At 37.4% G+C, this 20,996-nt stretch carries 27 protein-coding genes; 9 read left to right on the plus strand and 18 right to left on the minus strand.

Features of this window, described 5'->3' with window-relative positions:
• Positions 1 to 71 precede the first annotated feature (71 nt).
• From argD to RGU12_RS05715, 9 genes are all read right to left on the minus strand, one after another.
• On the minus strand, positions 72 to 1,223 hold the full coding sequence (gene argD, locus RGU12_RS05675; RefSeq protein ID WP_309535192.1) for an acetylornithine transaminase: 1,152 nt from the start codon (positions 1,221 to 1,223) through the stop codon (positions 72 to 74).
• Positions 1,223 to 1,999, minus strand: coding sequence for an acetylglutamate kinase (argB, locus tag RGU12_RS05680; RefSeq protein ID WP_309535193.1), 777 nt, complete (start codon positions 1,997 to 1,999; stop codon positions 1,223 to 1,225). Before argB ends, argD begins: the two co-directional genes overlap by 1 nt.
• Before the next feature lie 11 nt (positions 2,000 to 2,010).
• Positions 2,011 to 3,240, minus strand: coding sequence for a bifunctional ornithine acetyltransferase/N-acetylglutamate synthase (argJ, locus tag RGU12_RS05685; protein ID WP_309535194.1), 1,230 nt, complete (start codon positions 3,238 to 3,240; stop codon positions 2,011 to 2,013).
• 17 nt (positions 3,241 to 3,257) lie between these two features.
• Positions 3,258 to 4,298, minus strand: coding sequence for an N-acetyl-gamma-glutamyl-phosphate reductase (argC, locus tag RGU12_RS05690; protein WP_309535195.1), 1,041 nt, complete (start codon positions 4,296 to 4,298; stop codon positions 3,258 to 3,260).
• Between the two features lie 137 nt (positions 4,299 to 4,435).
• The gene (moaD, locus tag RGU12_RS05695) at positions 4,436 to 4,669 is read right to left on the minus strand and encodes a molybdopterin converting factor subunit 1 (protein ID WP_116351149.1); all 234 of its coding nucleotides are present in this window, start codon (positions 4,667 to 4,669) and stop codon (positions 4,436 to 4,438) included.
• A complete protein-coding gene (locus tag RGU12_RS05700; RefSeq protein WP_309535196.1) occupies positions 4,666 to 5,139 on the minus strand; it encodes a molybdenum cofactor biosynthesis protein MoaE in 474 nt (157 codons plus the stop codon). Before RGU12_RS05700 ends, moaD begins: the two co-directional genes overlap by 4 nt.
• Complete coding sequence (gene mobB / locus RGU12_RS05705; RefSeq protein ID WP_309535197.1) at positions 5,136 to 5,645, minus strand: molybdopterin-guanine dinucleotide biosynthesis protein B; 510 nt, start codon at positions 5,643 to 5,645, stop codon at positions 5,136 to 5,138. Before mobB ends, RGU12_RS05700 begins: the two co-directional genes overlap by 4 nt.
• Positions 5,630 to 6,898 (minus strand): molybdopterin molybdotransferase MoeA, encoded by a 1,269-nt coding sequence (locus RGU12_RS05710; protein WP_309535198.1) that lies wholly within the window; start codon positions 6,896 to 6,898, stop codon positions 5,630 to 5,632. The genes mobB and RGU12_RS05710 overlap by 16 nt, the downstream gene beginning before the upstream one ends.
• 59 nt (positions 6,899 to 6,957) lie before the next feature.
• Positions 6,958 to 7,920, minus strand: a complete 963-nt coding sequence (locus RGU12_RS05715; RefSeq protein WP_309535199.1) for a methyl-accepting chemotaxis protein — start codon at positions 7,918 to 7,920, stop codon at positions 6,958 to 6,960.
• 191 nt (positions 7,921 to 8,111) lie between these two features.
• Between RGU12_RS05715 and ric the strand changes: the two genes are divergently transcribed.
• A complete protein-coding gene (gene ric / locus RGU12_RS05720; RefSeq protein ID WP_309535200.1) occupies positions 8,112 to 8,819 on the plus strand; it encodes an iron-sulfur cluster repair di-iron protein in 708 nt (235 codons plus the stop codon).
• A 64-nt stretch (positions 8,820 to 8,883) separates the two neighbouring features.
• Here ric and RGU12_RS05725 read toward each other — a convergent pair whose 3' ends face one another.
• From RGU12_RS05725 to modB, 5 genes are all read right to left on the minus strand, one after another.
• Positions 8,884 to 9,528 (minus strand): DUF1404 family protein, encoded by a 645-nt coding sequence (locus tag RGU12_RS05725; protein WP_309535201.1) that lies wholly within the window; start codon positions 9,526 to 9,528, stop codon positions 8,884 to 8,886.
• Between the two features lie 10 nt (positions 9,529 to 9,538).
• Positions 9,539 to 10,147 carry an SCO family protein gene (locus RGU12_RS05730; RefSeq protein ID WP_309535202.1) on the minus strand — a complete coding sequence of 203 codons (609 nt, stop codon included), beginning with the start codon at positions 10,145 to 10,147 and terminating at the stop codon, positions 9,539 to 9,541.
• A complete protein-coding gene (locus tag RGU12_RS05735; protein WP_309535203.1) occupies positions 10,137 to 11,624 on the minus strand; it encodes a cbb3-type cytochrome c oxidase subunit I in 1,488 nt (495 codons plus the stop codon). Before RGU12_RS05735 ends, RGU12_RS05730 begins: the two co-directional genes overlap by 11 nt.
• A gap of 14 nt (positions 11,625 to 11,638) precedes the next feature.
• On the minus strand, positions 11,639 to 12,163 hold the full coding sequence (locus RGU12_RS05740; RefSeq protein ID WP_309535204.1) for a cupredoxin domain-containing protein: 525 nt from the start codon (positions 12,161 to 12,163) through the stop codon (positions 11,639 to 11,641).
• Between the two features lie 452 nt (positions 12,164 to 12,615).
• The gene (gene modB / locus RGU12_RS05745) at positions 12,616 to 13,269 is read right to left on the minus strand and encodes a molybdate ABC transporter permease subunit (protein ID WP_309535205.1); all 654 of its coding nucleotides are present in this window, start codon (positions 13,267 to 13,269) and stop codon (positions 12,616 to 12,618) included.
• 330 nt (positions 13,270 to 13,599) lie between these two features.
• Here modB and RGU12_RS05750 point away from each other — a divergent pair, with 330 nt between their 5' ends.
• A complete protein-coding gene (locus RGU12_RS05750; protein ID WP_309535206.1) occupies positions 13,600 to 14,304 on the plus strand; it encodes a Crp/Fnr family transcriptional regulator in 705 nt (234 codons plus the stop codon).
• Between the two features lie 133 nt (positions 14,305 to 14,437).
• On the opposite strand, the gene RGU12_RS05755 is transcribed toward RGU12_RS05750, so the two are convergent.
• The 4 genes from RGU12_RS05755 to RGU12_RS05770 form a co-directional block, all read right to left on the minus strand.
• Positions 14,438 to 15,562 carry a TIGR04053 family radical SAM/SPASM domain-containing protein gene (locus RGU12_RS05755; RefSeq protein ID WP_309535207.1) on the minus strand — a complete coding sequence of 375 codons (1,125 nt, stop codon included), beginning with the start codon at positions 15,560 to 15,562 and terminating at the stop codon, positions 14,438 to 14,440.
• A gap of 276 nt (positions 15,563 to 15,838) precedes the next feature.
• Positions 15,839 to 16,132: a DUF5316 domain-containing protein gene (locus RGU12_RS05760; RefSeq protein ID WP_309535208.1), complete on the minus strand. Its 294-nt coding sequence runs from the start codon at positions 16,130 to 16,132 to the stop codon at positions 15,839 to 15,841.
• 113 nt (positions 16,133 to 16,245) lie between these two features.
• Positions 16,246 to 16,851, minus strand: coding sequence for a molybdenum cofactor guanylyltransferase (locus tag RGU12_RS05765; RefSeq protein WP_309535209.1), 606 nt, complete (start codon positions 16,849 to 16,851; stop codon positions 16,246 to 16,248).
• 149 nt (positions 16,852 to 17,000) lie between these two features.
• On the minus strand, positions 17,001 to 17,231 hold the full coding sequence (locus RGU12_RS05770; protein WP_309535210.1) for a DUF2249 domain-containing protein: 231 nt from the start codon (positions 17,229 to 17,231) through the stop codon (positions 17,001 to 17,003).
• 207 nt (positions 17,232 to 17,438) lie between these two features.
• Between RGU12_RS05770 and RGU12_RS05775 the strand changes: the two genes are divergently transcribed.
• From RGU12_RS05775 to RGU12_RS05805, 7 genes are all read left to right on the plus strand, one after another.
• Positions 17,439 to 17,576 (plus strand): hypothetical protein, encoded by a 138-nt coding sequence (locus RGU12_RS05775; RefSeq protein ID WP_189655149.1) that lies wholly within the window; start codon positions 17,439 to 17,441, stop codon positions 17,574 to 17,576.
• Positions 17,577 to 17,734: 158 nt separating this feature from the next.
• Complete coding sequence (locus RGU12_RS05780) at positions 17,735 to 18,424, plus strand: Crp/Fnr family transcriptional regulator (RefSeq protein ID WP_309535211.1); 690 nt, start codon at positions 17,735 to 17,737, stop codon at positions 18,422 to 18,424.
• Positions 18,425 to 18,555: 131 nt separating this feature from the next.
• A complete protein-coding gene (locus tag RGU12_RS05785) occupies positions 18,556 to 18,795 on the plus strand; it encodes a DUF2249 domain-containing protein (RefSeq protein WP_309535212.1) in 240 nt (79 codons plus the stop codon).
• Entirely contained in the window at positions 18,795 to 19,001 is a 207-nt protein-coding gene (locus RGU12_RS05790) for a DUF2249 domain-containing protein (protein ID WP_309535213.1), read from the plus strand. The genes RGU12_RS05785 and RGU12_RS05790 overlap by 1 nt, the downstream gene beginning before the upstream one ends.
• A 14-nt stretch (positions 19,002 to 19,015) precedes the next feature.
• On the plus strand, positions 19,016 to 20,257 hold the full coding sequence (locus tag RGU12_RS05795) for a hypothetical protein (RefSeq protein WP_309535214.1): 1,242 nt from the start codon (positions 19,016 to 19,018) through the stop codon (positions 20,255 to 20,257).
• A 14-nt stretch (positions 20,258 to 20,271) separates the two neighbouring features.
• Positions 20,272 to 20,571, plus strand: coding sequence for a metal-sulfur cluster assembly factor (locus RGU12_RS05800; RefSeq protein ID WP_309536276.1), 300 nt, complete (start codon positions 20,272 to 20,274; stop codon positions 20,569 to 20,571).
• 77 nt (positions 20,572 to 20,648) lie between these two features.
• A complete protein-coding gene (locus tag RGU12_RS05805; RefSeq protein WP_309535215.1) occupies positions 20,649 to 20,957 on the plus strand; it encodes a metal-sulfur cluster assembly factor in 309 nt (102 codons plus the stop codon).
• The last annotated feature ends 39 nt before the right edge of the window (positions 20,958 to 20,996 follow it).

Here is a 20,996-nt window from a genome sequence, read left to right on the forward strand (position 1 = left end):
TATACAATTTTATTCAAAAAAATGCATAGTATGACCAGGTTAATAGAACAATCTTAACTTCCAAGGGAAGATTAAGAAATATACTCCGCAACTAGACTATCTTTTATCAACTTAACTGCATTATCAATTTCTTCGTAAGTTACTGTTAATGGTGGCAATAACCGAATCACGTTTGGTCCCGCTTGAAGAACTAACAATCCATTTTCGCGAAGTTTTGTAATGTAAGTTGCGACTTCAACTTGACAAGCAATTCCTAGCATTAATCCACTTCCGCGAATCTCAGTTACTACATCTTGATCGGGCAGAGCTTTTGTAAGTTCATCTTTTAAATAAGTTCCTTTTTTCTCGACCTCTGCTAAAAATTCATCTTGAAAAATAATGGATAATGTTGCTTTGGCTGCTGCTAATGAAAGTGGATTACCGCCAAAGGTAGAACCGTGTGAGCCTGGTCCAAATGCTTCCTTCAGCATTTCCTTTCCTAGCATTGCACCAACAGGAAGACCGCTTCCTAAACCTTTTGCTAATGTGATAATATCAGGGGATAGATTGAAATGCTGATGAGCAAAGGCTCTTCCTGTTCGACCAATCCCAGTTTGAACTTCATCAATTATGAAAAGGGAACCACACTTCTCGCAAAGTTCTTCAATCTTTTTCAAAAACGTTTCTGTGCCAGGAACGACTCCACCTTCTCCTTGAATAACTTCAACCATAACAGCCGCGACCGAATCATCCATTGCTTCTTCTAATGCTTCACAATCATTGAAAGGAAGATAGTTAAATTCCTGTAAAAGTGGTCCAAATCCTGAATGAATTTTATCTTGCCCAGTTGCTGCCATCGTTCCGAATGTTCTACCATGGAAAGATTGGAGAAACGTAATGACCTTTGACTTTTGTGTATATTTTCGTGCAAGCTTTAATGCTGCTTCATTTGCCTCGGCACCACTGTTACAGAAGAAAACGGCATCCAGTTCTGAATTCTCTACAAGCTTCCCTGCTACTTCTTGTTGAATATCGGATTTAAATAAATTTGAAACATGCCAATATTTTTTTAATTGTTCTTCCACGGCTTCGATTACAGCTGGGTGGCGATGTCCGAGATTACAAACTGCGATTCCAGAGACAAAATCTAAATATTTTTTTCCAGTATTATCTACAATGATTGCACCCTCTGCTGATTCAACTGTCAAATCCCATCTCGCATAGGTTGGAAATAGTGCATCCATTAAACCACCTCTAGTTCTTTTACAATTTTTGTTCCTTTTAGAGTTCCGTCAATTGTTAACAATGAACCTTTTCCATTGATGATAATGATTTCGTTTATTCCCCCATCATGAAGAGCGGAGAGAGCGGCCTTAACCTTTGGAATCATTCCACCATAGATGGTTCCCTCTTCGATCAGTGAACGTACGGAATCGGTTGAGAGTGAAGGTAGAACTTCACCATCCTTTTTAATTCCATCTACGTCTGTAACAAATAATAAATGCTCTGCTTTTAATGCTGTAGCAACACTTGCTGCTGCAGTATCTGCATTGATATTGTATTTCGTAAACTTCTCATCAATCCCGATTGGTGAGATGACGGGAACATAACTTTGAGATAAAAGAAATTCCAGGAATGACACATTGACTTGTTCAACCTCACCGACATACCCTAATTGCTCAAGGTCTACAGGTTTGGCTTTTATTAGTTGTGCATCACAACCAGATAAACCTACTGCAGGGATCCCTGCTTTCTCTAGTTCAATGACTACTTTTTTATTTACTGTCCCTGATAATACCATTTCAACAACATCAAGGACTTCTTTAGTGGTCTTCCTCAACCCATTCACAAATTCACTTTCTATTTTCAAAGAGTTGAGTGTCTGACCAATCTCCGGTCCGCCCCCATGAACAACTACGACTCTATAACCACTTGCCTTTAATTCTTTAAAGCTATTAAAAAAGGAGTCTGATAGCTGTGCTAAAATGCTACCTCCACATTTGATAACAATTGTCTCCATTTTTAGTCTCCTCACGTGCGATAGCTTGCATTGATTTTGACATAATCATAGGTTAAGTCACAGCCCCAAGCCGTTCCATTACCGTTTCCTAGATGGAGGTCAACATGAATGACAATATCGGTCCCTTCAAGATACTGTTTTGCAAGTTCTTCTGAGAAAGCCACTGGTTGGCTTCCTTTTAGCATTTGAATGGAGCCAATTGAGATATCTACAACATCTGGATTCACAGTTGCTACACTATGACCAATCGCTCCGATAATTCTTCCCCAATTCGCATCTGCTCCGTAGACTGCTGTTTTAACAAGGTTTGAACCTACAATCTTTTTTGCCACAATACGGGCATCGACATCAGATAAAGCACCTGATACATTGACCTCTACAAGTTTTGTAGCGCCTTCTCCATCCTTTGCTATTTGCTTTGCAAGGTCTTCGAAAGTAGACTGAAGGGCCGACACAAACGAGTCCCATTCAGGGTGTTCTGGTGAAAGTTGATTATTTTCTGCTAACCCACTTGCCATTACCAATACCATGTCATTTGTTGAAGTTTCACCATCTACTGTGATTTGATTAAATGTCACATCAGTCACAGCTTTCATCGCTGCTTGGAGGGAATGTGAATCAATGCTTGCATCTGTTGTTACAAAGCCGAGCATCGTAGCCATGTTTGGATGGATCATCCCTGACCCCTTTGCTGCTCCACCAATTGTAATCGTCTTTCCATCAATAGTTGTTTGATAACATGCTTTTTTCATCACTAAATCTGTTGTTAAAATCGCTGTTTGAAAGTCACTAGCAGCTTCTGCTGTATTTGTCGGCTCAAGTTGTTTGATACCTGCTTTAATTTTATCCATCTGTAGGAGCTCACCAATTACACCCGTTGAAGCAACCGCGACTAAGTGATCTTTGATTCCAAAATGAGCAGCAGTTTCGGCTCTCATTTCGTATGCATCTAGTAAACCCTGTTCACCTGTACATGCATTTGCACAAGCGCTATTAATGACAACTGCTTGTAGTTTATTTTCTACAGCGATACTTTCTTTTGTAACCTTTAATGGAGGAGCTTGAAAATGACTTTGCGTATATACGGCTGCACAGTTCGCCGGAACTTCACAAACAATTGCCCCTAAATCCTTCTTTGAATAACGTAATCCGGCATGAACACCTGCTGATTTAAATCCTTTAGGAGTTACAACAGACCCCTCTTCTACTTTTAAAACTTGAATTTCCTTTATTTCTATCATGCAAAGTCACTCCTTTTCTATGGAAATAATGGGACGTAGTTTAAACCTGTTTTTTCATCTAAACCAAACATGATATTCGCGTTTTGGATTGCCTGACCAGCAGCTCCCTTAACTAAGTTATCGATTACTGAAACCACGGTAATCCGGTTTGTTCTTTTATCAAATGCAAGGCCTATATCACAATAATTTGTGCCATACACTTCCTTTGTAGCAGGGAAGGTACCCTTTTCTCTGATTCTTACAAATGGTGAATCCTGATAACTTTCCTTATATAATTCATATAGCTGCTCCAATGAAAGTGAATCTACTGTACTATTTATGTACATCGTTGACATGATTCCTCTTGTCATTGGGACCAAATGAGTACTAAATGTTATATATGGAATTGAATCGTCCAAGCCTTGAATCACTTGTTCAATTTCAGGAATATGTTGATGCTGATTCACTTTATAGATTGAAAAATTATCATTGCTTTCAGCAAAATGAGTGGTTCTTGAAGGACTTTTTCCAGCTCCAGAAATACCAGATTTTGCGTCGATTATAATTGATTTTTCATCAATTAATTCATGTTTAACGATCGGTGCTAACCCTAGTACAGTTGCCGTTGGATAGCAGCCTGGATTTGAAATAAACCTACTATTCTGAATCTCTTTCTTATACCATTCTGGTAAACCATATGTAGCTTTGTTTAAATCCTCTTGTGAAGCAGCTGGCTTTTTATACCACTGTTCATATACACTTGGATTTTTTAAACGATAATCCCCCGAAAGATCAATAATTTTTACATTTTCATTCAGCAACTCAGGCACAATGGTTGTAGAAACTCCTGATGGTGTTGAAAGAAAAACAACGTCCACTTCATTTGCTATCTTCGGAATATCAATTTCTTCTAATGAATGATTTACAAGATTCGTAACATGTGGGTAGACCTCTGAAAGCCTCATCCCTGTCTGTGACGAAGTATGAATGGAGTGCACGTCTATAGATGGGTGGTTAGCCAATAATCGTAGTAATTCGATTCCGCCATAACCAGTAACCCCTATAATTGCCGCTTTCAAAATATCCACCTCATTGTTTTTATTAATATTTGAATAAGTATCATTATAAAGCTGTATAAAAATTAAATCAATTGTATTTTTATAAAATATCTGATTTTTTTGCACAAAAAAAAACAGTAAGTGAAGTTGATTTAAAATCAACCTCCACTTACTGGTGGTATCAAAGCTACAGTATCTCCTGCTTTTACAATATCTTCATCTATTGCATACTCTTCATTTATGGCAAACATGATTTGATCAAGATTTTTTATACCATTTTCATTAGCAAGCTTCTCTTTAAGAGATGAAATGGTTAGCTGATCTGCATGAATCGAGAGCCTTTCAGTTCCCGCCATTTCCTGTAAATGGGCAAAAAATAATATCGTAATCATTTTAAATCCTCCTCTTCAGGTCGGCCAGTTGCATATTGTTTCGTTTCTAACTGATCTCCAATCCACATTTCCCCGTCTTCCCAATGTTCTTTTTTCCAGATAGGGACGATTTGTTTTATACGTTCGATTGCATATTCATTTGCTGCATAGGCATCCTTACGATGTGGTGTGGAAACTGCAATGACGACTGCTGCTTCAGAAATATCCAAGCGCCCAATTCGGTGGGTAATCGCCGTTTTCGCTTCAGGCCATCTTACCGAAATTTCTTCACCAATTTGAGCCAGCTTTTTTTCTGCCATTGGAATATACGCATCATATTCTAAATAAAGGGTTCTTCTCCCCCTCGTAAATTCGCGAACTGTTCCAATAAAGGTCGTAACTGCGCCAGCTTCACGTCGAATGACCTTATTTGTCACCTCTTCAACCTGAATCGGCTCATTCGTTATTTTAAATAAATCATTATTATTCATTGATGTACCTCACTAAAAATCCAGTTTAAATAATTCTCTTCTTCGTTGATAAGAAAAAGAGGAAACTTAATTTGAATCGGTATCCAGCTTATAACCGCAACAATATTTGTTAACGAATTTAAGAGTTCGATATCCTCTTCTCTTTTAATTAAGACGATTTTGGGATATTCTGCGTGTTTATATCCTTCAATTACTATCATATCATTTTCAAAAAAAGCGTAAAGTTGAATTAGCTTCTCGAGCGGCCATTTGGAAGTCTTCGCTTCAAGCTGCAGGCTCCCTCCACCCTCTACAATGGTTGCAGACGCTCCTGCTCTAAAGTGGCGGGAAGAATCTTTTTCTTGATGAAGACTTTGTAAGCTACTTTGATGCCCATGATGCTTAATGGTAGCAATTTGATAACCTAAATCAGTACCTTTTTTTACGATTTTTTCAACAAGTGTCGTTTTCCCACTATTTTGATAACCGACGACTTGGAGAAGTGGAAATCTTATTTCCAAGGCCATATACTTCCTTCCTGGTCCTCTAGGTACAATACGTCTACTTCATCACCTTTTCCAAATCCTCGCGTTCCACCTGGTAAAACCATAAATGCATTTGCTCCAGCTAGTGAGGAAACGACATTTGATTTATCTAGACCACTTGGTGTCACTACAAGTTTTCCATCCGAAAAACTGATTTTACTCCTTACAAATCTCGTAAATGGATTTGGTTTTGGAAAGTCGGCATCGAGCTCAGCTTTTAGTTTTAAAAGATGCGGGTTGGTAGAAAATAATCTTGTTCGGACTACCGGTCTAACGTATAATTCGAAGCCAACATAACAAGCAGAAGGATTTCCAGATAATCCAAACAATAACTTACCATGTAGTTGAGCAACTGTAGTGACACTTCCCGGTCTCATTGCAATTTTATTAAATAAGACTTCCGCACCTAATTTTTCATAAATCGCAGGAAGGTAATCATAATCCCCGACAGAAACTCCGCCAGTCGTAATTAAGATATCCACTTCATCGATTGCATTTTTGATTGCCTCAAAGCAAAGCTCAAAATCATCGGGGAGTTTTCCGAAATACTTTGGCTCCGCACCCGCTCTTTCAATTTGTGCACTTATCATATAAGCATTGCTATTTCGAATTTTTCCAGGTACAAGTTCCTCATGGACATCAAGCAGTTCTGTTCCAGTCGCATAAATACCGATGACTGGTTTCTTAGCAACTTCAACTTCATGGTAGCCAAAGGTGGCTAAAAGTGCTTTAACGCCAGGATTAATAAAGACGCCTTTTTCGACTAAGACGGAGCCTTTTTTGGTATCTTCACCTTGAAACGATACATTATCGCCAGATTTAAATGGTCGCTTTATCGACATGAACTTCCTACCATCACGTTCATATTCAGTTGTTAATTCAAGCATGACAACTGCATCACATTCTGTAGGCATTGCTGCACCCGTCATGATTCGAACAGCTTGAAAAGCCTCTACCTTTTTCGTTGCAACAGACCCAGCTCCAATTTCTTCAATTACTTCAAATTCTATCGGATTTTCTAGTCCCGCATTTGTTGTATCCATTGCCCGAACAGCAAAGCCATCATATGGTGACCGATCAAAATGTGGAACATCATGATCAGCGATTACGTCCTCCGCTAAAAATCGTCCATAACTAGCTTCTATTGATACTTTTTCCTTTGTCCCTGTACCTGCAAATTCCATTACTCGCGACACTGCTTCTGGAACGGGTATGGGTGTTCTTCTTTCGACCATCATTTTCACTCACTTTTTATCTACTTTTTTCCTATTGTAGTATATATTAGAAAAAACCACTACTTTCTTGCTGTCATTTCATTAAGATGAACGATTCCTTCTTCAAGTTTATCATCGACAACTTTGGCGTCCGTAATATGTTGGGTAATTAAATCATTGGCATTATCAAACAACTCTTTTGTTGTTGAAATTTCTTGCATAACATCCTGTGAATATACCTTTTGTTCCTCAATCGTATCTAAAACAGAATGTACCTCTTTTTGGACAGACTGAATGACAGACATAATATAATTAAATTTTTCAGTTGTATAAATACTTGCATCAACCCCTGAATGTACAAGGATTGTACTATTCGTTGTTGATAGTAAGGTTTCGTCAATCTCTTTTTGGATTGCTTTTGTAAGGGCACTAATATGCTCAGTACTTGAAGCGGTACTCTCTGCAAGCTTTCTTACCTCAGCCGCAACGACTGAAAATCCTTTTCCTTGCTCTCCCGCTCTTGCCGCTTCAATTGATGCATTCAATGCTAATAAATTCGTTTGGTCAGCTATCTCCTTAATGACTTGTACGATATTTTCAATTTCCTTTGATCGATTATTTAAATGGTTCATTTTTTCAGATGTATCTTTTAATTGGGAACCAAGTTCTTTCATAATAGATTCCACTTCTAATACTTGGTTTTTTCCTTCACTTGATTTTGCAACCATGTCTTCAGCAGCTAAAAGTAATGTTTGTCCATTTTCATATAATTTAGCAGAGTTATGATAGGATAATAGACTAAGCTCATCAACTCGGTCGAATTTAGACTTGATTTTACCAACCAACTCTCCGAGAACATGATGCTGACCATTTACATGCTCGTGCTGTTCAATTGTTGCTACAAGCTCTTCGTAAAAATTTTTAAAAAACAAAGATGTATTTTCTTTCTGTTGTTCTGTTTCCTCTTTTAATACTTTCATATCCTGTTTAAGTTGTTTATTTTCTTTCTCAAGCCCTACAATATATTGTTTACGAAAAAACATCGTTATGACATCTCCTAAGTTGCAATCTCTATTTGGCTTTATCGTACCAAACTTACTCCCTTTTAACCTATGATGCTCATCACATTTATCATCATTTATGACGTTTTTCTACATATGTGTGATACGTATCACCTCATTCTTCCTTTTTAACAGCTATTCTAAAAGTAGTTTACTAAATAGGAGGTAAGATCATGGAACAAACTTTTACAGAACAACATATCATTGGAGAAATTGTAACTGAGTTTCCGAAGGCTGGAGACCTATTCAAAAAACTTCGAATTGATTTTTGCTGTGGTGGTAACAGACCACTTATAGATGCCATAGAAGAAAGAAACCTTTCAAAAGATGAGGTTTTGTCAAAATTAAATACTCTTTATCAAGAAATGAAAGAATTAAATGAAAAAACAGTGGATTGGAAGGCTGCAAGCTTTTCAGAATTGATTGACCATATCGTAAATAAACATCACCGGTATTTAAATGAAGAGCTTCCGCAACTTAGCCCATATGTAACAAAGGTTTTGAGAGTACATGGCGGAAATCATCCACATCTTGCTAAAGTACATTCACTGTTTAATCAATTAAAGGTCGAGCTTGAACAACATACCATTAAGGAGGAAGCAGAGTCATTCCCTCTTATTCTTAAATTTGAAAACGAACCAACACCTGAAAATCATGAATTAGTGAAAAAACATGTAGCTGATCTAGAAGGTGATCATGACGAGGCTGGAACTATTATTAAAGAAATCCGTGACATTACAAATGACTTTCAACCACCAATTGGTGCATGTGGAACATATCGCCTAGTCTACCAGCGTCTTGAAGCACTTGAAGCAGACCTATTTCAGCACATACATCTAGAAAATAATATCTTATTTCCAAGAGCAGAAGCTGGGAATTAATTCTTACAAAAAAATTAAAAAAACCGCGATATTTCATACTTTGAAAATCGTGGTTTTTTTATGTTTATTTAAAGCTTGGAACAGAAGATGACTTTGATCTATTTGACTTTAATTGAATGAGTGGCTGATTTCTCTTTTTTACTTTTAGGGCGACAGGCTTCCCGATAAATACGCGTACCATAAATAATAGACAAATAACCATTCCTAGAACAAACATTGATTTTCCAAGCTGTTGTTGGGCTGTAAGTAAGTAATTATTACATAGTCTTGCTGGCGATACTGTATAAAGCCAACTCATCACAAAAATCATCGAAATGAGATTAGCCCAAATAAAGCCTTTACTAATGGGTCCAAGCAGTTTCCAGCTATAATTCAATAAAACCCCTGCAACAAATGATAAACTAATATATTTTGTAATCTCCATTACTGGTTCGTTCAGTGAAGCATCGATTGACCTTGGCAAAATCCAAAATCCGATAACACATATTGTAAGTAACATCCCTGCAATCCCATTTTCATTGAAGTAAAGGAAAAACTTTCGCCATTTCCTAGGAAACCCTTTTGCAAGGAAATAACCACCCCCTATTAATAATGGATATTGAATGAGCATCGTTCCCACCATGCTCTTTTCTAGCAATACCCTTACGTAAGGGAAAGAAACGAATAGAAGTAAAAGTAGTCCAATCAATAAATAACGTAAACGGTACATATTTTCACCTCTAAAATAAAAAAGTATCTAAGTATTCCACAACAGTTTGCGGTGTTTGGTAATCAAAGATATTAGTTAATTTTCCATCTGGGTTGATAACATAAAATGCTGAATTATGCTCATACCCTCCGTATTCATTCGGAATAACAATTACTTCAAGTGTTTTTAACACATCCTGTAATTCCTGCTCGTCCTGAATCGTTGCCATTTTCCACTGTTCCCCATCTGCTCCAAAATGGTTTGAATAGGATTTTAAAACCGATGGAGAATCATTCTCAGGGTCAAAACTTATACTTACCAGAACAACTTCTTTGCCAAGAACCTCTTTAGGAATGTTTTCGTAAATTTCAGCAAAATTCTGTTCCAAAACTGGACAAACATCCCCACAACTTGTATACATGAAGGTCATAAGTATGTATTTTCCCTCTAATTCCCGTAAGTGGAAAGTCTCTGAATCAGAATCGATTAATGTTGCAGAAGGGAGCTTTGGCTGCTCCCTTTCTAATTCAATAATTCTTGCTTTCTCAGCTGTAAAAGCCTGCAATCCATCTGTACTAACCCATAGCAAAGTGAGTCCCGCTACTAGTGCAAATAGAATTCCAACGCTTTTACGCAACATGGCGATCTGGTCCTACCTTTTCTTGAAACTTATAATCTATTGATCTTGAAAAATGCCAAAAACGAATTACAAATGTCAAGACAGCAAGAACAATAAAGATACCAAATATTACTCCCATACGGTCATATGGAATCCATTCTGGGAAGTGCTCAGCCCATCTTCTCGGCGCTCCTACTTTTCCTGAGAAAAGGAACGATCCACATAATCCAATGAAGAACATTGTGTATACCCAAAAACTAATCGTATCTAGCGAAGTTTCTTTCTCTTTTCCATTCACTTTCGCTAAGTAATACATAAATCCAAAAACAATAGCTGTTGCACCTAATCCCATATACATATGGAAATGCCCTGGTACCCATTTTGTGTTATGCATCACATGGTTTACAACAATCGTTGCATCGACAATTGCAGGTACGACACCAATAACCCAACCAAACATGGATAAAAACATAAACGATGAAGCAATGTCCCACTTAATACCTGAACGATATACAATCATTAACGCACCATAAGCTGTGACGACTAATACTGGTAATCCATTTGCATATGAAAGCACTTGACCGATAATGATCATCCACTTTGGCATTGCAAAATCCATTAACAAGTGGTGAGAATAAATCGTAATTGTAAATAATGTTGAAAAGTTCCACGCAATTAGAAATGGACGATTTGCTTTCCAAGGACGATTTGTATAGGCTGCTAAAATCTCATAAACCGCAATAACACCCATGTAGATAATCGAGTTTGCAAAGATGTGTCCAAACGCATATGTTAGATTTTTCGCAAGCATTGGATCAATTGTGATACTTGGAATAAATAGATTTATAAGGTTCATAATTAGAACAGTTGCTCCCGCAATTAATGCAGTGGTGTTTACAATTGAAACCATTGTACTAGCTACGACAGCCGCTGGCGGACCATAGCCTTTTTCCTTTCCAAATACAATTGACCAGCCTAACCCTCCGCCTAAGCTTCCATATTGTTTAATAATTGCTCTAGCTACATCTAAGTTTAGTAATAAAAATCCTACACCGAGAATAAGCATACCGCCCAAATAAAGTGCTGCTCCCGTAACTGCCCATCCACCAGCAGAGATAGATGGTAGCGGATATAAGAATGTCCAAGCACCTGCAAAGTCAAACACGAATATTCCTACTAACACCATGACGACTCCGATGATAAAGGTTATGAAATTCGTGATTAGAATACTTTTGCTTAATTGTACATATTTACTAAGGAAGTACCACATAACAGCAGCTGCAGCTAATGCAGCTGCACCAATCATACCTGTTCCATGGACAGTCATGATTTCATAAAAAAATCCTGGGTCTACATCAATCATTTTTCCTTGTGCAAGAAGCATCAAAACTCCAAATACCATCATTGATAAAATGATTAACCCACCTGCAAATAGATACAGAGCAATCGTTTTGTTTCGGTAGTTATTTGTCGCTCCCATTGCAATATTAGTAGACATTGTTAACCCCCTCCTTAATTTGTTACGACAATTTCACCAATCATGAGATGGTGACCAAGTCCACAGTATTCCATACATAAAATTTGATACGTACCAGGCTCCGTGAATGTGTAGAAAACAGTGTTTGTATAATCTGGCATTGCCTGGGTTTGTGCTAATAAATTCATGTCTTTGTCGTAGATTCCAAAGCCGTGGTTAACATCTGTGCTGGTGATATCAAATTCGATTGGTTCCCCCACTTCGAATTCAGTTTGGCTCATTTTCCAGCCGAATTGAACAGCTTCCACATCAACAATAACTGGATTTTCTTCTTGTCCATATACTGGTCTTTCAAACGGAAGATCTTGCAGTGTAAAATAAGTTGCAGTTCCAAATACAACAAGTAAAGCAATGAAATAAATCGTTCTAAAGCGGTACCATTTTTTCTGGATTGAATCATACTCTCTTCGTCTATTTGTTTTTAAGACAACGGTAATAAAAATAACGGTAATTAAGGTCATTAAAATAATAGAAAGATACCAAGCAGCTGTTTGGTACAAAAGAACCCCCTCCTAAATTCTCTGTTCAGCATGATTCTCACATAATGTTCAACCTTAAATCTGTTAAGTTTGTCACAAAATGGGTGGAAAACGGAAAAAGACACATTCTTGTCAAGAATGCATCTTTTTTTTGGCTCTTTTCTATAAGATTGTTGTAATTAACTTAAAGTTTATTGGTGGAACTAGAGGGATTTCCGCTTCTGACACTTGCTTTCCGCGGGCGATCCGCAAGCCTCCTCGCTCGTGCCTCGCTGTGGGGTCTCGCTTGGCTCGCTATTCCCGCAGGACGTTGAGTTTGCTTCCTTGAAACTGCACCGCACGAAGAAAATGCCTGCATTTCCGAGGATTCGTGCCATCCGCTCCAATCCCTAGAGGGTGCACCTATGTGTCAATAACACTTGTTAACGCCCATATCAAAATCAACATAGCTGCAAGAACAGCCTTTTTTATTTTTATTTAATTAAATAGGTTGACGCGAGCATTAGAAAGGAAATAAAGATAGTCGTTAGGACCCACAACCAAGCTAGTTCCATATTCCCACTATCAATTGCAACATAGATTGCTGTTGGCAATGTTTGTGTTTTACCTGGTATATTTCCAGCAAACATGAGGGTTGCACCAAATTCACCAAGTGCACGAGTAAAGCTTAAGATCCCACCTGTGACAATTGCTTTTATTGATAATGGTATGGAAACGAAAAGGAATATCCGAAATTCATCTGCACCATCTGTCCTAGCAGCATCCTCAATATCTGGGTTTACGGATTGAAAGCCTGTTTTCACAGATTGATACATAAGCGGGAACGCCACGACAGTAGAAGCAATAACTGCTGCCCACCAAGTGAACATAATTGGTTGACCCGTTACTTTTTCAATAAATGTTCCAACAAAACTATTTCTTCCAAATATCACAATTAATAAAAAGCCTACTACTGACGGGGGAAGAACAAGCGGCAGCATGAATAATGTTTCAATAATGAGTTTTCCTTTAAATTTCCTACGGGACATCCATTTCCCTGTGACCAAACCAAGCAGTAAGACAATACAGCCCGCGGTAATAGCAATGGATATTGAAAGTTTAATAGGTGACCAAAATAGCTGTTCCATGACTTTGACCTCAATTGTTAAAAATTGTTCATAATTGATATATTCCTTATTTTACAAGCATTTTGAAGCAATTTTACACTAAGTGTGATTTATTATACATCGCAGTAATAACTAACATTATATTATTTTATTAAAAGTAATTGTTCAAAAGGAGGATGAAAAGGACCAAGAATTTCAAGGCGGTGCAGCTTTGAGTACCGGAGCGTATGCAGTTAATACGTGAGGAACGGAAAAGCAAGCCAACGCAGAAATTCGATGTGTCATTTTCACCGGACTTTTTGAACATCCTCTTAACCAAGTATAGCATTCCTGCTTAGGAAGGTGGTACCTATGAGTCAATTGACATTACAAAAAGCAAAAATATCAGATGAATTAACAGAGCTTATGAAATCAGCTAATCACGTCATCCAAATAGAAAAAGGAACGTATTTATTTCGGGAAGGTATGAAGGCTTCCGAACTTTACCTCATTCTTTCTGGGCGTGTAAGGGTTAGCAAAGGAACGTCTGATGGAAGTGAATTATCCCTTCGAGTTTGTAGCCAAAATGAAATCGTTGGAGAGTTGACATTATTCACCGATCAGCCGAAATATTTATTTGATTGTCTAGTTTTAGAAGATAGCGATATTGCTGTTATTCAAAAGGATGACTTAGAACGAAAACTTTTTGAAAATACGAATCTTGCATTTGAATTTATGAAATGGATGAGTGATCATTTCCGAAAAACACAAACGAAGTTTAGAGATCTTGTTTTATTAGGTAAAAAAGGAGCTTTATATTCCACCTTAGTTCGCATGACCAATAGTTATGGTGTTCACAAACAGAATGGAATCTTAATAGACTTACACTTAACGAATCAGGAGCTTGCCAATTTTTGCGCTACCACAAGAGAAAGTGTAAACCGCATGCTGCATGAATTGCGTGTACTAGGGGTCATTTCTGTCACCAAAGGCTATATTACGATTCACGATCTGGCATTTATTAAAAAGGAAATCCAATGTGAGGATTGTCCAGCAAAGTATTGTAGCATTGAATAAAGGCGCTACAAAGACCCATGGGGATCCCATGGGTCTTTTGGGTTCTAGGACAGGTGCTAACCGTCCTCAAATACAAAAGCCAATCACTTTTGAAGGATTGACTTTTTTCTGCATGTTCCTATTTACCAAACCTTTATTGAAGTGTTTTTTCTTTTTTACGAAGTGCTTCTGGGATATATACACAGAATGGTTCGCTCTCCATGTAATCTCCAGTCATCGCATATGCACGAGAACGTGATCCACCACAGACATGTCTGAATTCACATACCCCACACTTCCCTTTATACTTATCTGGATTACGCAGATCTTTAAATATTGGAGATTCACGATAAATTTCAGCTAGTGGTGTCACACGCACATTTCCGGCTTTTACAGGAAGTAATCCACTCGGATATACATCTCCTATGTGAGAAATAAAGACAAATCCATTACCATCGTTTACACCTTGAGGCGCTCTTCCTAGTCCATCAATTTGGCCAGTTTTCCCCTTCATAAGTGCATCTTCATAGCGAATTTGTTTATCCGTATCCTTCGTCTCACGCAGTTTTGATTGAATCACAACCCGACGATAATGCTGCGCTGCTGTTGTCTTTATATCGAATTTAACACGTTTACTTAAATCATACAACCAACGGAAAACCTTTTCGTGTTCAACTGGAGAGATCATATCGGTTTCTTTACCACGACCTGTAGGTACAAGGAAAAAGACGCTCCATAACACACAATCAAGGTCCTCAACCAATTTTGCCATTTCATCTAAGGCATGGACATTATATCTTGAGATGACCGTGTTGATTTGTATTGGTATTTCAAGTTCGTGTAAATATTTGATGGCTCTCATTGTTAAATCAAAAGAACCTTTTGTTCCGCGAAAATGGTCATGAATTTCGTCAGTTGGTCCATCTAAGCTAAAAGCCCAACGTGCTAAGCCTACTTCTTTTGCCTTTTGAATGGCCTCCTTTGTAACATTTGGTGTTGCACTTGGTGTCATTGAAACACGGACACCTTTTTTAACCGCATAATCAGCAATATCATATACATCGGGGCGCATTAATGGGTCCCCACCTGTGAACACTAGCATTGGATTATTCATCTCATATATTTGGTCGATTAACTTTTTACCCTCTTCAAAGGAAAGTTCTCGAGGGTCTCTCGTATATTGTGCTTCTGCACGGCAATGTAAACATTTTAATTGGCAAGCTCTTGTAAGTTCCCAAATCACAATAAATGGGTCTTTATTATAGTCTCTTTCAAACATGAGGCAAACCTCCTTTGTTAATGTCCACATTTTAACACTATAAAAAAGTGAATAATGTGAGGTACATCACAGGTTAAGGAGGTGTTTGAAAATGTTCACAAATTAGGAAAAGCGCAAGCGCCTTGGTCAGCCCCGACAAGCATAAGAAAAGCCGGCGAGAAGGATGCCTTTTATCCTTCTTGACGGATTGGCTTATGACCTCGAGGGGCTAGGCGCTGGAGCTAGACATCAAAACTATATGAATAGTAAATTGAAGAAATATTATGTGAAGAAATGTTACATGTAATTGAGGGTTAAAACAATGGCTACAAGTAAATTTGGAGCCCCCAAGAGGAAAAATAGATAGGAATATCGAATTCTTTTTTTGCGGTCTCGTTTGGTTTCGGTGTAGTAATTTGCTCTTGCCCGATCTCCACTGATAAAAGAATCAGAAACGATTCCCGCAAGCAGGAAACAAATAATCCCTAGTGTCCCAGAAATAACTGAATATGTTTCAAATTGTTGAGTAGACAAACCAATGATTAGTAGAAGTCCAGAGGTTAAAATACCTAAAATTAAGCCTACTCTCAAACATGATCCCTCCTTTTCAAAATATCTAGTTTTATTCCTATTTTATCGTACTTTTCCGATAATTATGATTGTGTAAAGTAAAATTAATAATGAAAGCCAATTTACTGTGGATGTTAAATTGGCTTTTGCTGTACTTTTTTATATTCATTTTGGTCATTGATATTTTCAAATTCCATTCCTTTCAGTTGAAGGTCATGGTTGGTTACGAATTTAACATGGGAAACGTCTAATAAATCGCTCATTTTAAAATGTTGAATTTTTAGCAACTTCTCTATTCTCTTTGCAACCCTACTATGGTAAACAGCGATTAAGGGCTGTTGGCGATCATTGATAACCGGAACGACAGCATCAATCCTTGGGTCATTTGTATAAGTGATTAGTTGCTTTACAAGTTCATCAGTCACAAAAGGGGTGTCACAAGGTAAAACTACAAACCAATCTGATGGTACTTTTTGCATGGCGGTGAGCATACCAGCAAGCGGTCCATTCCCTTTATATTCAGGTAAATCCTGAATTACTTCTACTGAGGTTTGATGTTGAAATTGCTCTACTAATGTGGGATGACTTACAATGATAAGCTTTCTCACATTCTCCTCCAACGCCTCGATAGCATATTCATAAAAGAATTTACGATGAAATTTGGCAAACGCTTTATGGCTCCCAAATCTTCTTGACTCTCCACCGGCTAAAAGAATACCTGTGATTTTTGATTTATCCATCATGAAACTTCCTTTTACTTTTTTCATCATAGTAGCACGAAAGGAACAGTCTTCCAAATAAAACTTTTCCAATTATAAAAAAAGATGTAGACTACGTCGAAAATTGACATTGCCTACACCTTTCTCGATATTAGAATCTTGATTAATTTTTATTTTTTACCGATTGCAACGCGCCATACATCCGGGCCTTGTTCAAGGTATTCCCAAGTGAATTCATTACCGCGTTCCATCATGAATTGATATTGGAGTGGTCGTGGATCATGGTCATTTGTTAGCTCCATGATTTCACCTGGTTGTAAACTATCAAATGTTCTAAAAATTGTAGGGTGCTTATCCTTCGGTGCGTAATCTGGTGCATTTACTTTTGCTGCAAATACCATATTTACATTCCTCCTTTTGTTTTATGGGTCCATTGTATCTAGTCTCTTCAGTAATTGTAGTGAAACTTATCACTATGTACGTATGTTTTTAATCATATGTCTAAAAAAATATGCGATAATGATAGGATAGAGAATCTTTAAACGCCACGTAAACATCTTGCTATACCTCATGAATTGTGGAGTCAAAAAGAATAAACGAGGTGAAAGATGAAAGAATTTGTTGGTACATGTAAGGAATGTGAGAAAGAAATTTATTGTTTAGATGGATTTATTAATGGTGTTGTTTTAGATGATAAAAATGGCATACTTTGCTTTGATTGTGCCGAAGAAAAACAAGTTGACTAAGTTAGGAGAATTTCTCCTAGCTTTTTTTGTGTCGATTTTTTGAACATTGATTTTGTTTTTCACTACCTATGATGTATATCACAGTTTTAAAAACGAGGATTGCTACACTAAATACAGAGTTGCCTTAGGTAATGTAAATCAAAAAAGGAGTGAGCAAGATGGGGACAACATCCATTCGTGAACAATTGAAAGGAGTTCCCTTGTTTCGGGAATTAACCTCTGAAGAACTTAATCCAATTGTTGAAATTTCACAGTCACGTTTATATAAACAAAAAATGTTTATTTTTATGCAAGACGATCCACTTGATCGTGTGTTTTTCATTAAATCCGGAAAGGTAAAAATTTATAAATCTGATATGCACGGGAAGGAACAGATTGTATCCGTACTTGAAGCAGGAGAAATGTTTCCACATGCTGGATTTTTTCGAAAAGGCCGATATCCAGCACATGCCGAAGTAATCGAGGAATCGAACATTATCTTCACCCCCATTGATCGATTTGAAGAAATATTATTAAAAAATCCTGAGCTTTGCATCAAAATTTTTAAAGTGTTAGGTGAAAAAATCATCGACCTTCAAAAGCGACTGGAGGAACAAATCCTACTAAATACACAAGAACAAATTATCATGCTTTTACTTCGTTTATGTAGAAGCAATGGAGAAAAGATCGACAATCGCTTTAAGCTAACTACTCAATTTACAAATCGTGAACTTGCTAACATGATTGGTACAACACGTGAATCAGTAAGCAGGACAATTTCAGTATTGAAGAAGAAACATATCGTAGACATGACTCCTGATGGATATTACCTATTAGATCATATGAAGCTACATGATGAGATTTTTTAGCCCTAAAGGAAATGGTTCCTAGTCTTTGATTTCACTTCATTTTTTCTGACACTTGTGATTCAGGTCACATCGTTTCTCATTGAAAATGATTATCATTAAGTTATAACCGTTATATAAGGGGGATTTCAATCATGGATTCAAAAGTTGTAGAGGTAGATGTTAGGGAAGATCTTAAAAATAAAATTGAGCCTTTCCAAAAGATTATGGAGGCGGTTAAACCTTTACAGGATGGAGATATTTTCATTTTGCACGCACCTTTTAAACCGACTCCTTTATTTCCAATTTTAAAAGCAAAAGGATTTTCAAATGAGGCAGAGCAAATTGATAAAAAACATTGGAAGGTTACCTTTACAAAAAGAGGTGACAAGTAATGCATTTAGATAATCGAGGTCTTGAGCCTCCCACTCCAATGATGAGGACATTGAAAGCTCTCGAAAAATTAAATAAAGGCGACACCTTGACGATTATCAATGATCGCCGACCTATGTTCTTGTATGAACAGCTGGATGAATTAGGCTACAAACATACGACAGAACCATATCCTGATGGCGGCTTTCAAATTGAGATTACGAAGTAAGGAGCTGGTTGCCAATGATGCCTCAATTATCAAATGAAACCGATATAAGGCTGCCACTCTCCTTTATTATCTTTAGTGTTGTAGCCTTAATCACATCCCAGGTAATCCTCTTGTTTAATGGACATGTGGTCATTGATGGGAATTTTCGCACCTTTCCCCTTCTATCGTCTGCCCATTTATTGATACTAGGCTGGGCCTTAATGGTTGCGATGGGAGCCATGTATCAACTTGTGCCAGTAGCCTTTTTAACGCCGATTTGGAGTGTAAAATTTGGGTTTATTCAATTTTGGGTAACAGCAATTGGATTTGGTGGTTTTGGAATCACCCTTTCCTTCTCACCTACTTTGTCTATTTTTACAGGGTCACTTGCTGTTACTGGTATATTGCTATTTCTCGTACAAATGTTTATGACGATGAAAAAGCAAGCCAAGAAGAATATTTTAACTTTATTTGTTGGTAGTGCTCTCATTTGCTTACTACTCACAATCACACTGGGAATTCTGTTAATCGTCAATCTTGGAGCTGGAATCACAAATCTAAATCATCTTGCTGTATTAAAAAGTCATATTTTACTTGGAATTGCAGGTTGGTTTACCTTCTTAATTTTTGGTTTTTCTTATAAAATGGTCCCCATGTTTTCGTTAGCACATGGCTTTTCAATGAAATCCGCAAGATGGGTCTATATCGTGTATGGCATTGGCCTTATTGTTACTATTAGCAGCTTTATTACTGAGAAAAACATGTTATTACAGGCAGGGATGAGCATACTGTTTGCAGGATTCGCTCTTTTTTCTTACCACATTTCAACGATTATTAAGGCAAGATTGAAGAAAAAGCTGGATAAACCATTTACATTTTCATTAATTGCAATTGGATTTGGCTTAGTGATTCACTTGTTCGGAGCGATCCTCTCATTCCTACCAGGTTATTATGAGATGTATGGTGTACTTATTTTTCTTTACCTCTTCTTGTGGATTGCAAACAGCATTCTTGGCTATTTATATAAAATTATTCCTTTTCTTTGGTGGACACACAGGTACAGTAAGCTAATTGGAAAAAGAGATGTACCGACTTTAAAACAAATGATAGATGAAAAATTGGCAATTCCGATTTTTTCTGGCTTTGTTTCAGGTTGTCTCATCTTCGTTTTATCGATTGCAACCGGACAATTGCTTATTTTCTCGATCGGCCAAAGCCTTGTACTCGCTTCAACTTTATTTTTCAGTTATAGCATTTTGAAGGTACTTTTTAAATAAAGGGGAGAAAAATGATGGAATTAAGAGAGCAAATAATCGAACAGTTAAAACAAGTAATTGATCCTGAATTAAATATTAATGTTGTCGATTTAGGACTTATATATAAAATTGATATTAAAGAAAATAACAATGTCTATATTGAAATGACACTAACTACACCTGGCTGTCCCCTTCATGACAGCATTACAAGCGGTGTAAAGCATGCAGTTGCTTATCTTGAAGAGGTAAATGATGTTGAGGTATTAATGGTTTGGCATCCAGCTTGGTCACCTGAACGCATGTCAGAAGCTGCTATGAAGCAATTACGTCGTTAGGAAGTCGTTCAATTTCACATTCTGCGTTTGTTTCGTTATACTTTAAATAAGCTATTTCTCGAAAGGAGAGTTAACAAATGGATGAAGCTTTAAAAGAAAATATAATGGGGGCACTTGAACAAGTCGTGGACCCTGAACTAGGGATTGACATAGTAAACTTAGGACTTGTTTATGATGTAGATATGAATGACGCAGAAGTAGCGCAAGTTACAATGACTTTAACATCAATGGGTTGCCCACTTGCTGGAACAATTGCAATGGACGTTAAACGTGTCCTCACAGAATTACCAGAAGTAAAAGACGTTGATGTGAACATCGTTTGGAATCCGCCTTGGAACAAAGATATGATGAGCCGTTACGCAAAAATTGCATTAGGAATTAGGTAAGTTGATAAAAAAAGAACGTGTCGATCAGCCTCGACACGT

Source organism: Ferdinandcohnia sp. QZ13 (assembly GCF_031324165.1).
GTDB lineage: Bacteria > Bacillota > Bacilli > Bacillales > Bacillaceae_L > Ferdinandcohnia.